At 62.2% G+C, this 13,889-nt stretch carries 10 protein-coding genes; all 10 read left to right on the plus strand.

Features of this window, described 5'->3' with window-relative positions:
• Positions 1-21 precede the first annotated feature (21 nt).
• The 10 genes from bamA to cadC all read left to right on the plus strand — a co-directional run bounded on the left by bamA (position 22) and on the right by cadC (position 13,551).
• On the plus strand, positions 22-2,445 hold the full coding sequence (gene bamA / locus ACT5M9_RS17285; RefSeq protein WP_438550222.1) for an outer membrane protein assembly factor BamA: 2,424 nt from the start codon (positions 22-24) through the stop codon (positions 2,443-2,445).
• Between the two features lie 150 nt (positions 2,446-2,595).
• Complete coding sequence (locus tag ACT5M9_RS17290; RefSeq protein WP_438550221.1) at positions 2,596-3,108, plus strand: OmpH/Skp family outer membrane protein; 513 nt, start codon at positions 2,596-2,598, stop codon at positions 3,106-3,108.
• 3 nt (positions 3,109-3,111) lie between these two features.
• Entirely contained in the window at positions 3,112-4,131 is a 1,020-nt protein-coding gene (gene lpxD / locus ACT5M9_RS17295) for a UDP-3-O-(3-hydroxymyristoyl)glucosamine N-acyltransferase (RefSeq protein WP_438550220.1), read from the plus strand.
• Between the two features lie 24 nt (positions 4,132-4,155).
• Entirely contained in the window at positions 4,156-4,617 is a 462-nt protein-coding gene (gene fabZ, locus ACT5M9_RS17300; protein WP_010673414.1) for a 3-hydroxyacyl-ACP dehydratase FabZ, read from the plus strand.
• A 5-nt stretch (positions 4,618-4,622) separates the two neighbouring features.
• Positions 4,623-5,414: an acyl-ACP--UDP-N-acetylglucosamine O-acyltransferase gene (lpxA, locus tag ACT5M9_RS17305; RefSeq protein ID WP_457980140.1), complete on the plus strand. Its 792-nt coding sequence runs from the start codon at positions 4,623-4,625 to the stop codon at positions 5,412-5,414.
• Entirely contained in the window at positions 5,407-6,546 is a 1,140-nt protein-coding gene (lpxB, locus tag ACT5M9_RS17310) for a lipid-A-disaccharide synthase (RefSeq protein WP_457980139.1), read from the plus strand. The genes lpxA and lpxB overlap by 8 nt, the downstream gene beginning before the upstream one ends.
• Positions 6,547-6,621: 75 nt before the next feature.
• Entirely contained in the window at positions 6,622-7,212 is a 591-nt protein-coding gene (rnhB, locus tag ACT5M9_RS17315) for a ribonuclease HII (RefSeq protein ID WP_457980137.1), read from the plus strand.
• Positions 7,213-10,692 carry a DNA polymerase III subunit alpha gene (gene dnaE, locus ACT5M9_RS17320; protein WP_457980135.1) on the plus strand — a complete coding sequence of 1,160 codons (3,480 nt, stop codon included), beginning with the start codon at positions 7,213-7,215 and terminating at the stop codon, positions 10,690-10,692.
• A 16-nt stretch (positions 10,693-10,708) separates the two neighbouring features.
• Positions 10,709-11,659, plus strand: a complete 951-nt coding sequence (gene accA / locus ACT5M9_RS17325) for an acetyl-CoA carboxylase carboxyl transferase subunit alpha (protein WP_438550215.1) — start codon at positions 10,709-10,711, stop codon at positions 11,657-11,659.
• Positions 11,660-12,027: 368 nt separating this feature from the next.
• Entirely contained in the window at positions 12,028-13,551 is a 1,524-nt protein-coding gene (gene cadC, locus ACT5M9_RS17330; RefSeq protein ID WP_457980133.1) for a lysine decarboxylation/transport transcriptional activator CadC, read from the plus strand.
• The last annotated feature ends 338 nt before the right edge of the window (positions 13,552-13,889 follow it).

Raw genomic sequence — 13,889 nt, forward strand, 5'->3', positions numbered from 1 at the left:
ACAAGGACACATAAGAACAAAATGGCTGTTAAAAAAGCATTGGTGTTGAGTTGCCTGCTGGGAGCCAGCTTCCTGGCTCAGGCGGCCCCTGCCTCTTTTGTGGTGCAAGACATTCAGGTGGAGGGTCTGCAGCGGGTGACCCTGGGCGCCGCCCTGTTGAATCTGCCGGTCCGGGTCGGTGACTCCGTCGATTCCGTGGCCCTGGCCAACGCCATCAAGCGGCTCTATGCCTCGGGCAACTTCGAGGACGTCAAGGTCTACCGTGACGGTCAGGTGCTGCAAGTCGTGGTGAAGGAACGCCCGACCATCTCCAGCATCGAATTCTCCGGCAACAAGGACATCAAGGAAGAGCAGCTGACCCAGAGCCTGGAGTCCTCCGGCATCCGGGTCGGGGATCCCCTGGATCGCACCGTGTTGAGCTCCCTCGAGAAGGGGCTTGAAGACTTCTACTACGGCGTGGGCAAGTACTCCGCCAGGGTCAAGGCCATCGTCACCCCGCTGCCCCGCAACCGGGTCGATCTGAAGTTCACCTTCGTGGAAGGGGAAGCGGCCAAGATCCAGCAGATCAACATCGTCGGCAACCAGGTGTTCCCGGAAGAGAAGCTGCTGGCCCAGCTCTCCCTCAAGGATGATGTGCCCTGGTGGAACTTCACCGGCGACCAGCGTTACCAGAAACAGAAGCTGGCGGGCGACATCGAAGTGCTGCGCTCCTACTACATGGACCGCGGCTATATCCGCTTCCAGCAGGAGTCCACTCAGGTCTCCATGACCCCGGACAAGAAGGGGGTCTACGTCACCCTGAACATCAAGGAAGGGGACCAGTACAAGGTCTCCGGGGTGCAGATCAAGGGCGATCTCATCGATCGCGGCGGCGAGATGAAGGGGTTGATCCCCATTGAGGCCGGCAGCGTCTACTCCGCGAGCCAGGTGACCCACACCGAAGAGGTGCTCTCCAAGTTCCTCGGCCGTTACGGCTACGCCTATCCCAAGGTGACCACCTTCCCCCAGGTCAATGACGCCACCAAAGAGGTCGAGCTCATCGTCAACGTGGAGCCGGGTCCCCGCGTCTACGTGCGCAACATCAACTTCACCGGCAACGTCACCACCAAGGACGAAGTGCTGCGCCGCGAGATGCGCCAGATGGAAGGCACCTGGCTCTCCTCCGACAACGTCGAGCAGTCCAAGACCCGTCTCAACCGTCTCGGCTTCTTCGAGAGCGCCGAAGTGGACACCAAGCGGGTGCCGGGCAGCGATGACCAGGTCGATCTGGACTTCAAGGTCAAGGAGCAGCCGGCCGGTTCCATCAACGCCGGTATCGGCTATGGCACCGAATCTGGCCTGAGCCTGCAGGCGGGCCTGCAGCAGGACAACTTCATGGGTACCGGCAAGAAGATCGGTATCAACGCCAGCACCAACGACTACTCGAAGAACATCGATCTCAGCTATAACGATCCCTACTTCACCGTCGACGGTGTCAGCCTGGGCGGCCGCCTCTACTACAACAAGTTCAGCGCGGCCGACGCCAACATCGTCGACTACGAGAACACCACCATCGGCTTCCGCCTCTCCAGTGGTTTCCCGGTCAACGAGAACAACCGCCTCGACTTCAGCCTGGGCTACGAGAACAACAAGCTGTCCCAGCCCAACCCCTATGTGCAGGTGGATGAGTTCTGGAAGGTGTACCAGTCCAACCTGGACGGCGACAACCGCATGGTGTTCAACACCGTCGACGTCACCGCCGGCTGGACCCGCTCCACCCTCAACAAGGGCCAGTTCCCGACCGCGGGGGATCGTCAGCGGGTCAATGCCAAGGTGACGGTGCCGGGCATGGATCTGCAGTACTTCAAGCTCAACGCCGAAGACGCACATTATTTCCCGTTTGATGCGGATCACCAGTGGGTCATGCTGGCCAAAGCGCGTGCCTCCTACGGTAACGGCTATGGCAGCAACGGTGACTACGATCACGTGCTGCCGTTCTTCGAGAACTACTATGCCGGTGGCTTCGATACCCTGCGCGGCTTCAAGAGCAATACCGTCGGTCCGAAGGCGCTCTACTACTACAACCTGGGTGGTAACGACGTGATCCAGGGCACCGACAGCTCGGTGGGGGGCAATGCCCTGGCGGTCGCCTCCCTGGAGATGATAGTGCCGACGCCGTTCGCGTCCGAGAGCTATCAACCCCAGCTGCGGACCAGCTTCTTCATCGATGCCGGTACCGTTTGGGATACCACCTTCGACTACAGCGATTACCAGAACCGTTGCTTCAGTGGCTGTAACTATCTGATGGACTATTCTGACCCCAGCAATATCCGGATGTCCGCCGGTCTGTCCCTGCAGTGGCTCTCTCCCATGGGCCCGCTGGTGTTCGTGCTGGCACAACCGCTTAAGAAGTACGAGGGGGACGATACCGAAGTCTTCTCCTTCAACATCGGTCGCACCTTCTAACAAGTTGCGCGGATGCTCCCCCACCCAGGTGGGGGTATTCAATGATGGGGCGCGCAACGGGCGTGCCTCACCAGGCAACAGGCGGTCTTGGGACTGCTTGCACAATCAGGTAAATCAGGTAGCCCTCTACCGAGGGACCAAGGAGTAAGTGTGAAGAAAGCGTTGAAAGTAGCTGGTTTGAGTCTTGCACTGATGGCTGCCGGTATGGGCTCCGCCTGGGCTGATACCAAGATCGCCGTGGTCGACATGAGCGAAGTCTTCCAGAAGCTGCCCCAGCGTGACGCCGTGGCCAAGAAGCTGAAGAGCGAGTTCGAGCCGCGCATGCGCGAGCTGCAGAAACTCGAGTCTGACGGCCAGAAGCTGGTCGAGAAGTTCAAGAAGGATGAAGCCTTCATGAGCAACGATCAGAAGAAGCAGAACCAGGAGAAGCTGGCCAAGCTGCAGATGGAATTCAACCAGAAGCGTCAGGCCTTCGAGCAAGACAACGGCCGTCGTCAGGCGGAAGAGCGTAACAAGATCCTGACCAAGGTTCAGGCTGCCATCGATTCCATCGCCAAGAGCAATGGTTATGATCTGGTGCTGGAGCGCAATGCCGCCCCCTATGCCGCCAGCAAGATGGACATCTCTGCCCAGGTCATTTCTCAGGTAAGCAAGAGCAACTAATTGATGGCATTCACTCTCGCACAGCTGGCCCAGCAACTGGGGGCCCAGGTCCATGGGGATGGGACCCAGGAAATCCGCAAGGTAGCGACACTGGAAAAGGCCGGGGAGGGTGACATCACCTTCCTGTCCAACAAGAAGTACCGCCATTATCTGGAGCAGAGCAAGGCCACGGCCGTGCTCATCACAGAGGCGGACTTGCCCTTCTGTCCCACCAATGCCCTGGTGCTCAAGGACCCCTATGTGGGCTTTGCCCGGGTAGCCCAACTGCTGGACACCACCCCGCAGCCGGCCACGGATATCCATCCGAGCGCCGTCATCGCGGCGGACGTGCAACTGGGCGAGAGAGTGGCCATCGGAGCCAATGCGGTCATCGAGTCCGGCGTCGTGCTGGGGGATGATGTGCGCATCGGCCCGGGTTGTTTCGTTGGCAAGAATACCCGACTGGGAGCGCGCTCCCGGTTGTGGGCCAACGTCACCCTCTATCACAACGTGACCCTGGGCACGGACTGTCTGGTGCAAGCTGGCACCGTGATCGGGGCCGACGGTTTCGGTTATGCCAACGAGCGTGGCGAGTGGATCAAGATCCCCCAGCTCGGCGGCGTGACCATCGGCAATCGGGTCGAAATCGGGGCCTGTACCACCATTGACCGGGGTGCGCTGGAAGATACCCGCATCGCGGATAACGTCATCATCGACAACCAGTGCCAGATAGCTCACAACGTCGAGATCGGCTACGGCACCGCCGTGGCGGGCTCCACCGTGATGGCCGGTAGTCTCAAGGTCGGCAAATACTGTATCATTGGCGGCGCTTCCGTCTTTAACGGGCACATGGAGATCTGCGACCAGGCCACCGTCACCGGTATGGCCATGGTGATGCGACCCATTACCGAGCCCGGTGTCTACTCTTCCGGCATCCCCCTGCAGACCAATAAAGAGTGGCGCAAGACCGCCGCCCGGGTGATGCGTATCGAAGAGATGCACAAGCGGTTGAGCCGACTTGAGAAAAAGCTGGATCAAGAATAATCACGATTGGTATAGGGTACTGTTTTGACTACTGAAAAGAAGAGCCTGGGTATCCAGGAAATCATGGACTTGCTGCCCCACCGTTATCCCTTCCTGATGGTGGACAAGGTCGAGAACTACGAGATCAGCGATGAGCGCAAGACCCTGCGTGCCATCAAGAACGTCTCCTTCAACGAGCCGATCTTTCAAGGCCATTTCCCGGCCAAGCCGGTGTTCCCCGGCGTGCTGATCCTGGAAGCCATGGCGCAAGCCACCGGCATCCTGGCCTTTACCATGGTGGGCAAACCGTCCCCCAACGAACTCTATTACTTTGCCTCCATCGACAACGCTCGTTTCAAGCGCCCGGTCGGCCCCGGCGATCAGCTGGTGCTGGACGTGGAGTTCCTGAAAGAGCGTCGCGGCATTGCCAAGTTCACCGGTGTTGCTACCGTTGATGGTGAAGTTGTCTGCACCGCCGAGCTGATGTGCGCCAAACGCGAGGTTTAACGAACGTGATCGACCAGACTGCCATCATTCACGATACCGCCATCGTCCATGAGTCTGCAGTGATCGGCAAAGGGGTTGAAATCGGCCCCTTCTCCGTCATTGGCGCCGAGGTGGAAATTGGCGACAACACCTGGGTGGGCTCCCATGTGCTAATCAAGGGCCCGACCAGGATCGGTCGCGGCAACAAGATCTTCCAGCACAGCTCCATCGGTGAGGATTGCCAGGACAAGAAGTACGCCGGCGAGCGTACCTTCCTCGAGATCGGCGACAACAACGTCTTTCGCGAGAACTGCACCGTGCACCGCGGTACCACCCAGGATCAATCCCTGACCAAGGTGGGCAGCGGCAACCTGTTCATGGTCAATGTGCACGTGGCCCACGACTGCATCATCGGTGACAACTGCATCTTCGCCAACAACGCTACCCTGGCGGGTCATGTGGTGATCGGCGACTTCGTCATCTTCGGTGGCCTCTCCGCCATCCACCAATTCGGCCGCGTCGGTTCCCACGCCTTCGTCGGTGGCTGCGCCGCCCTCAACAAGGACGTGCCGCCCTACGTGATGGCCGCCGGCAACTATGCCAAGCCGTTCGGGGTCAACTCCGAAGGCTTGCGTCGTCGCGGTTACAGCCCGGAAGCGATTTCCGCGGTCAAACGCGCCTACAAGGAGATCTTCCGCTCCGGCAAGACCATCGAAGAGGTGCTGCCTGTACTGACGGAGATGGCGGCCAGCGAACCTGCCGTTCAGCTCTATGTGGATTTCCTCAAAGACAACGAGCGCGGGATCATCCGTGCCTGATCCCGTCCGCATCGGCATCGTCGCCGGAGAAACCTCCGGCGATATCCTGGCAGCCGGCCTGGTGCGCGAGCTCAAGGCCCGCTATCCCGATGCCAGCTTCGAGGGGATCGCCGGGCCGCGCATGCAGGCCCTCGGCGTCAAGGCCCTGTTCGAGATGGAGGAGCTCTCCGTCATGGGCATCAGCGAGGTGCTCGGGCGTCTTCCCCGCATCCTGCAGGTGCGCCGCGAACTGCTGCGCCACTGCATCGCCAATCCACCCGATATCTTCATCGGCGTGGACGCACCGGATTTCAATATCGGGGTGGAGCTGAAACTGCGCCGCGCCGGTATCAAGACGGTTCACTATGTCAGCCCCTCCGTCTGGGCCTGGCGTCAGAGCCGCATCCACAAGATCAAGGCCGCCACCGACATGGTGCTCGCCTTCCTGCCGTTCGAGAAGGCCTTCTACGACCGCTTCGATGCCCCCTGCCGCTTCGTTGGACACACCATGGCCGATGCTATTCCGCTGGAGCCGGATCAGGCCGCGGTGCGCAAGGAGCTGGGCATAGACCCCTCCCGCCGCTGGCTGGCGGTGCTGCCGGGCAGCCGCAGCGCCGAGGTGGGCTTCATGGCCCCCGTCTTCCTTGAGGCGTGCAAGCAGCTGACCGTGCATTGCCCGGATCTCGGCTTCATCGTGCCCCTCGTCAACGCAAGGCGACGCGAGCAGTTCCTCGCCATCAAGGCTGAGGTGGCGCCGGATCTCAACATGGTGTTCCTCGACGAGCAGGGCCGGGAGGCCATGATCGCCGCCGACGTGGTGATGCTGGCCTCGGGCACCGCGGCGCTGGAAGCCATGCTGGTGAAAAAACCCATGGTGGTGGGCTACAAGCTCAAGCCCTTCAGCTACTGGCTGGCCCAGTGGCTGGTGAAGACGGATTATGTCTCCCTGCCGAACCTCTTGGCGGACAAGATGCTGGTGCCCGAACTCATCCAGCACGAGTGCACCCCCTGCAATCTGGTGCAGGAGGTCAACAAGCTGCTGGACAACGACAACCGCGAGCTGATCGCCACCTTCACCCGGCTGCACAAGCAGATCCGCTGCAATGCGGATGTGCAGGCAGCCGAGGCCGTGGCCGAGCTGCTGGGCAGATAGATTGGCGGGGCGCCACCGGCGTGATGTTGTGCTGATACTGGCCCTGCGGGGCCGGTTTTGATTCAAGGCTTTGATATGCAAATCGAGATTCCACAAGACAAGCGGGTGGCCGGGGTTGATGAAGTGGGCCGTGGCCCCCTGGTAGGGGACGTGGTCACCGCCGCGGTGATCCTGGATCCGGCGAACCCGATCGAAGGCCTCGCCGACTCCAAGAAGCTCTCCGAGAAGAAGCGCCTCGCCTTGTTCAGCGAAATCCAGGAGAAGGCCCTGGCCTTCGCCATCGGCCGCGCCAGCCCGGTGGAGATCGACGAGCTCAACATACTGCACGCCACCATGCTGGCGATGCAGCGCGCGGTGGCGGGGCTCAAGGTCACGCCCGAGCTGGTATTCATCGATGGCAACCGCTGCCCGGCCCTGCCCATGGAGGCCCGCGCCGTAGTCAAGGGAGACAGCCTGGTGGCCGCCATCAGCGCCGCCTCCATCCTCGCCAAGGTAACTCGCGACGCCGAGATGACCGAGCTGGACAGTCGCCACCCCGAATACGGCTTCGCCCGCCACAAGGGCTACCCCACCGCCGAACACCTCGCCATCCTGGCCGAGCGCGGCCCCTTGCCTGAATACCGGCAGAGCTTCAAACCGGTGCGCCGCGCCCTGGGGATCGAATAAATGGCCGATCCTCGCTTCATTCACCTGAGGGTGCACTCCGACTTCTCCATGGTGGACGGCCTGCAGAAGATAGGCCCCATCGTCTCGGCGGCGGCGGCCAACGGCATGCCCGCCCTGGCCTTGACGGATCAGATGAACATGTGCGGCCTGGTGCGCTTCTATGGCTCAGCCCATGGCAAGGGGATCAAACCCATCGTCGGTGCGGACTTCTGGGTGCAGAGCGATGAGCTCGGTGAGGAGCAGTTCCGTCTCACCCTGCTGGCCATGGACAACGACGGCTATCAGAACATCACCCTGCTCATCTCCCGCGGCTACCAGCGTGGCCATGTGCAGGGTCGCCCGGTCATCGACAAGGCCTGGCTCGGCGAGCATGCCAAGGGGGTCATAGTGCTCTCGGGCGGGCGGGAAGGGGACGTGGGCAAGTTCCTGCTCAAGGGCAATCGCCAGATGGTGGAGCAGTGCCTCGCCTTCTACCAGACCCACTTCCCCGACGCCTACTACCTCGAGCTGCTGCGCACCGGCCGGCCCGATGAGGAGGTCTACCTCCACATGGCGGTCGGTCTTGCGACCGAGTTCAATGTGCCCGTGGTGGCCACCAACGAGGTGGTGTTCCTCAACGCCGACGACTTCGACGCCCACGAGATCCGGGTCGCCATACACGACGGCTACACCCTGATGGACAAGCGCCGTCCGCGTCGCTACAGCCCCCAGCAGTATCTGCGCAGCCAGGAGGAGATGCTGGAGCTGTTCGCGGACATCCCCGAGGCGCTGGAGAACACGGTGGAGATCGCCAAGCGCTGCAACGTGACGGTGCGCCTCGGCGAGTACTTCCTGCCGAACTTCCCCACCGGCGACATGACCACCGAAGACTTCCTGGTGATGAAATCCAGGGAGGGTCTGGAGGATCGCCTCGAGTTCCTGTTCCCGGATCCGGCGGTGCGGGCCGAGCGCCGCCCCGAATACGACGAGCGCCTCGAGATCGAGCTCAAGGTCATCAACCAGATGGGCTTCCCCGGCTACTTCCTCATCGTGATGGAGTTTATCCAGTGGTCCAAGGACAACGGCATTCCCGTCGGTCCAGGCCGGGGCTCGGGGGCGGGGTCGCTCGTGGCCTATGCCCTCAAGATCACCGATCTGGATCCCCTCGAATTCGACCTGCTGTTCGAACGCTTCCTGAACCCTGAGCGGGTCTCCATGCCCGACTTCGACGTCGACTTCTGCATGGACAGACGGGACGAGGTGATCGACCACGTCTCCGAGATGTACGGCCGGGAGGCGGTGTCCCAGATCATCACCTTCGGCAGCATGGCGGCCAAGGCGGTGGTGCGGGACGTGGGCCGGGTGCTGGGCCACGCCTATGGCTTCGTGGACCGCATCTCCAAGCTCATTCCGCCGGATCCCGGCATGACGCTCGCCAAGGCGTTCGAGGCCGAGCCCAAGCTGCCCGAGCTCTACGAGCAGGACGAGGAGGTGAAAGACCTCATCGACATGGCGCGCCGGCTGGAAGGGGTGGTGCGTAACGCCGGCAAGCACGCCGGTGGCGTGGTCATCGCCCCCACCAAGATCACCGACTTCGCGCCGCTTTATTGCGATGACGAAGGCCACCACCCGGTCACCCAGTTCGACAAGAACGACGTGGAGTACGCGGGCCTGGTGAAGTTCGACTTCCTGGGGCTGCGAACCCTGACCATCATCGACTGGGCGCTCGGCATGATAAACCCGCGGCTCGCCAAAGAGGGCAAGCCGCCGGTCGACATCGCCGCCATCCCCATCGATGACAAGAAGTCCTTCGCCCTCCTGCAGCGCTTCGAGACGACTGCGGTGTTCCAGCTCGAATCCCGCGGCATGAAGGACCTCATCAAGCGGCTGCAGCCCGACTGCTTCGAAGACATGATCGCCCTGGTGGCCCTGTTCCGACCGGGCCCTCTGCAGTCCGGCATGGTGGACAACTTCATCGAGCGAAAGCACGGTAAAGAAGCCATCTCCTACCCGGACGAGAAGTGGCAGCACGAGAGCCTCAAACCCATACTCGAGCCCACCTACGGCATCATCCTCTACCAGGAGCAGGTGATGCAGATCGCCCAGACCCTGGCGGGCTATACCCTGGGCGGCGCGGACATGCTGCGCCGGGCCATGGGCAAGAAGAAGCCCGAAGAGATGGCCAAGCAACGGGCCGGTTTCGAGGAAGGGGCGGTCAAGAACGGCGTCGACGGCGAGCTGGCGATGAAGATCTTCGATCTGGTGGAGAAGTTTGCGGGCTACGGCTTCAACAAATCCCACTCCGCCGCCTATGCGCTGGTTTCCTACCAGACCCTCTGGCTCAAGACCCACTTCCCGGCGGAATTCATGGCGGCGGTGATGACCGCCGACATGGACAACACCGACAAGATAGTGACCCTGGTGGACGAGTGCCAGCGCATGGGGCTCACCGTGATACCGCCGGACGTCAACACCGGCCGCTATCGCTTCTCGGTGAACGAGGACGGCCACATCGTCTACGGCATCGGGGCGGTGAAGGGGGTAGGGGAAGGCCCTATCGAGGCCATCCTCAGTGCCCGGGATCAGGACGGCCCCTTCCGGGATCTATTCGACTTCTGCAACCGGGTGGACATCAAGAAGCTCAACAAGCGGGTGATGGAGAAGCTGATCCTCTCCGGCGCCATGGACAGGCTGGGCCCCCACCGAGCCGCCCTGATGGCGACCCTGGAGGAGGCGATGCGCGCCGCCGAGCAGCACGCCAAGGCGCAAGCCGTGGGCCAGGTGGACATGTTCGGGGTGCTCACCGAGGAGATAGACGACGTCAAGAAGGCGTTCGCCAACGTCCCCCACTGGCCTGACAAGGTGTGGCTGGAGGGGGAGCGGGAGACCTTGGGTCTCTACCTCACCGGTCACCCCATCAACCAGTACAGCGGCGAACTGCGTCGCTACACCTCGGGGCGGCTGTGCGATCTGCATCCCACCTCCCGGGACACAGTGACCACGGCGGCGGGCCTGGTGATCGCGGCCCGCAGCATGGTGACCAAGCGTGGCAACAAGATGGGGATCTTCACCCTGGACGACAAATCCGGCCGTCTGGATGTGACCCTGTTCAGTGAAGCGCTGGAAAAATATGAAGAATTGATGCAAAAAGACCGTATTTTGGTGGTTTCTGGACAGGTCAGCTTTGATGACTTCTCCGGTGGCCTTAAAATGTCGGCCCGCGAATTGCTGGATATCAACGATGCGAGGGAGCGTTTCGCCAGGGCGATCCGGATTTCCCTCGATGAACAACGCATTGACGAGCGCTTTTTCCCGCGTTTGTGCGAGATTTTGGAACCCGCCCGTGCCGGAGTCTGCCCGGTTCAGGTAAACTATCGTCGGCCCGGATCTCGGGCGCGATTGACGCTCGGCACCGAGTGGCGGGTGACGCCCACCGATCAACTGATAGACGACTTGCGACTCCTGCTTGGACGAGAGCGGGTTGAATTGGTTTTTGATTAGAGGATCTATTGTCCCTATGAGTCTTTTTCTGGATTTTGAACAGCCGATCGCCGAACTGCAGGCACAGATCGATGAACTTCGCCATGTGAGCGAGCATAACAATGCCGTGGATCTCAGCGAGGACATTCGCCGGCTGGAGAAGAAAAACGAAGAGCTGACCAAGAAGATCTTCGGCGATCTGGGGGCCTGGCAGGTATCCCAGATGGCGCGTCATCCCCAGCGCCCCTACACCCTCGACTACATCGAGCAGATCTTCACCGACTTCGACGAGCTGGCCGGGGATCGCGCCTACGCCGATGACAAGGCCATCGTCGGCGGCATCGCCCGTCTCGACGGCGAGCCCGTGATGATTATCGGTCACCAGAAGGGTCGCGAGACCAAGGAGAAGATCAAGCGCAACTTCGGCATGCCGCGCCCGGAAGGGTACCGCAAGGCCCTGCGCCTGATGGAGATGGCCGAGCGCTTCAAGATGCCGATCATCACCTTCATCGACACCCCGGGCGCCTACCCTGGCGTGGGTGCCGAGGAGCGTGGCCAGTCCGAGGCCATCGCCCGCAACCTGAAAGTCATGGCCGGCCTGACCGTGCCGGTGGTCTGCACCGTGATCGGTGAAGGCGGCTCCGGCGGCGCGCTCGCCATCGGCGTGGGCGATCGGGTCAACATGCTGCAGTACTCCACCTACTCCGTCATCTCGCCGGAAGGGTGCGCCTCCATCCTGTGGAAGAGCGCCGACAAGGCGCCGGTGGCCGCCGATGCCATGGGCATCACGGCCCAGCGTCTGAAGGAGCTGAAACTCATCGACAACATCGTCCAGGAGCCCCTCGGCGGCGCCCACCGGGATGTGGAGAAGATGGCTCAGAGCCTCAAGGCCCGCATCAAGCAGGATCTGGATGCCCTGCGCCCCCTGGACAGCGAACAGCTGCTGGAGCAGCGCTACCAGCGCCTGCTGGGCTACGGCTACTGCTAAGCCCCCTTGCCAGAGACTGGAAGCCCCCGCACTGCCGGGGGCTTTTTTTATGCTGCAACAAGCTCATATTTTGGTCAATCCGATGCCGTTTGTCGCAAGTGGCAGCGCAAACCCCCTGTGGGATCAAACCTAGGCCAATTAATCGGCGAAAAAAGTGGGATCTGGCTCCCGTTTTGCTTACAGTGATCCTCTCCCGTGCCCCGGCCGGGATCCCGCAAGGATGCTCTTCGGACGCAGGCAGGCCTCACCAGACTGACCCCTAGGAATCGCCATCGCCAGACGGCCCCCATTCCTCTCGCTGTACCCGGTCAGTCGCCCCTGTCGCGTCACTCTCATCGTGCATAGCCTCCATCTGCAGTGAGTGAATCATGAGCGAATCGGTTTTTGAGATCCATGACTGGACCCTGAGGGTCGACGACAACATGCTGTGCCGCCCCGAGCGGGAGGTCTACCTCGAGCCCAGGCTGGTCAATCTGTTGCGGTTTCTGGCGAGCCACGCCGGCACTGTGTTCTGCCGCGACGCCCTGATCAACGAGGTGTGGGCCGGCGCCGAAGTGACCGATCAGGTGGTTACCCAATCCATCTTCGAGTTGCGCAAGATCCTGAAAGACGGTCGCAACGACGCCGCCGACTACATAGTCACCGTCCCCAAGCGTGGCTACAAGCTGGTGGCGCCGGTGCGCCCGCTGCAGGTGGTCTCTGTGGTGATGGCGGAACCCGAGCGGGAGGCGTGTCCCGAGATCACCTCGACGGCTGCAGATCCCAGCCCCCCTGCCGATGAACAGACCCTGACGCCTTTCCCTGCCGGTCCCCTGACCCGCGCCATCTCGACCCACGCCAGAGATGGCCGCAGTCGCCGCCGCATGTTGGGGTTCGATCTCTTCGTGGTGGCCCTGCTGGTCACCGTCGTCAGCCTGCTCAGCTACCAGCATGCGGCCCCCCAGGTGCACTCCATGCTGGATCCCGATCTGCTGGTGTTTCGCTTCCACACCGGCATGGACGGCACCAACGAGAACGTGCGCATCGCCGACGGCATCACCCGTGCCCTGATGGGGGAGGTGGCCGCCGCCACCCCGCTGCGGGTGCAATACGGTGCCACCGCCCTGATGGGGGGGATCCGCCCCGGCAAGGAGCTGAGCGTGCGGGTCTCCCGCCAGCCGGGGGGCACCTACCTGGATCTGGAGTATCGCAACCTCAACACCAACCGGGTGCTGTTCAGCCATCAGTACCAGCTCAGCCGCCACAACGTGCACGAAGTGCTGCAGGCGAGCAGCCAGGATCTCTTGCGGGTGCTGGAGCGGCCCGATGCCTCCCCCGGTGCGGGCTGGCCCACGGATGACGGGGCCCTGATGGCCTTGATGGAGGCCCACTACTACACCAACAAGCAGAATCTGGTGGCCCTCAAGCGGGGCGTCGAGCTGCTCGACGCCTCCCTGGCGTTGCAACCGGATCAGCCGCTGCTGCTGGCGGAGCGCTATCTGGCGGGGGAGGCGCTGGCCACCCTGGCCGGTCAGCCCCAGAGCGAGCGACTGCAGCAGATAGGGGCCCATCTGGCGAACGTGGCGCAGGGGGACGCCGTTCTGCCGGCGCGGGTGTGGGAGGCGCTGACCCTGCAGGCCATACTGGCCGGCCAGCAGGAGGAGGCGAACCGGCTGCTGGCCCAGGCCGCCAGCCGCGGCCGCACCGTGCTCTATCACATACTGCGGGGCAAGCTGGCGGAGCTGGACGGTCGCCCCGATGTGGCGGGGGATGCCTACAGCCAGGCCTTCCTGATGGAGGCGACGGAGCAGACCTACCTGCTCTGCCAGCGCCTCGGTTTCTACAGCAACATGGAGACGCTGGCGCCCGTGCTGTTCAACACCCTGGGTCAGAGCAAGGTGAAGCTGTTTTGAGGGGGTGACCCAGGCTCCCTCTTATCGATCCAGGCCGTCTGCGGGCGGCCTGGATCATGGGGCCCTCCGGTGTCGCCCAATCCCTGTTCTTCGCTCGTTTCCCCCTATCCACTCCTTCGCTCTCTCCCATACCCCACTCACATCCCACTCATCCCCGCGCTCTGATCCGACCCCATTCTCGCTCTCACGACTCGCTCAGTCGCGAGCTGGCTCCACACTCAGCCCCCGGGGTTCACGGCTGCTCATGACCTTGCTCCCATGACTGACTTATCGCCCCGTTCAGGGGGCGATGACCCTATGTATCTCATCCCTCTGGGCAACCGGCTCTGCCATTGCCA

The sequence above is a fragment of the Aeromonas sp. AE23HZ002T15 genome (assembly GCF_054165525.2).

Excerpts from the sequence above, each read along its gene's own strand:
- cadC (WP_457980133.1), top strand. The coding sequence starts at position 12,028 with ATGAGCGAATCGGTTTTTGAGATCCATGACTGGACCCTGAGGGTCGAC.
- bamA (WP_438550222.1), top strand. The coding sequence starts at position 22 with ATGGCTGTTAAAAAAGCATTGGTGTTGAGTTGCCTGCTGGGAGCCAGC.
- dnaE (WP_457980135.1), top strand. The coding sequence starts at position 7,213 with ATGGCCGATCCTCGCTTCATTCACCTGAGGGTGCACTCCGACTTCTCC.
- lpxD (WP_438550220.1), top strand. The coding sequence starts at position 3,112 with ATGGCATTCACTCTCGCACAGCTGGCCCAGCAACTGGGGGCCCAGGTC.
- accA (WP_438550215.1), top strand. The coding sequence starts at position 10,709 with ATGAGTCTTTTTCTGGATTTTGAACAGCCGATCGCCGAACTGCAGGCA.
- rnhB (WP_457980137.1), top strand. The coding sequence starts at position 6,622 with ATGCAAATCGAGATTCCACAAGACAAGCGGGTGGCCGGGGTTGATGAA.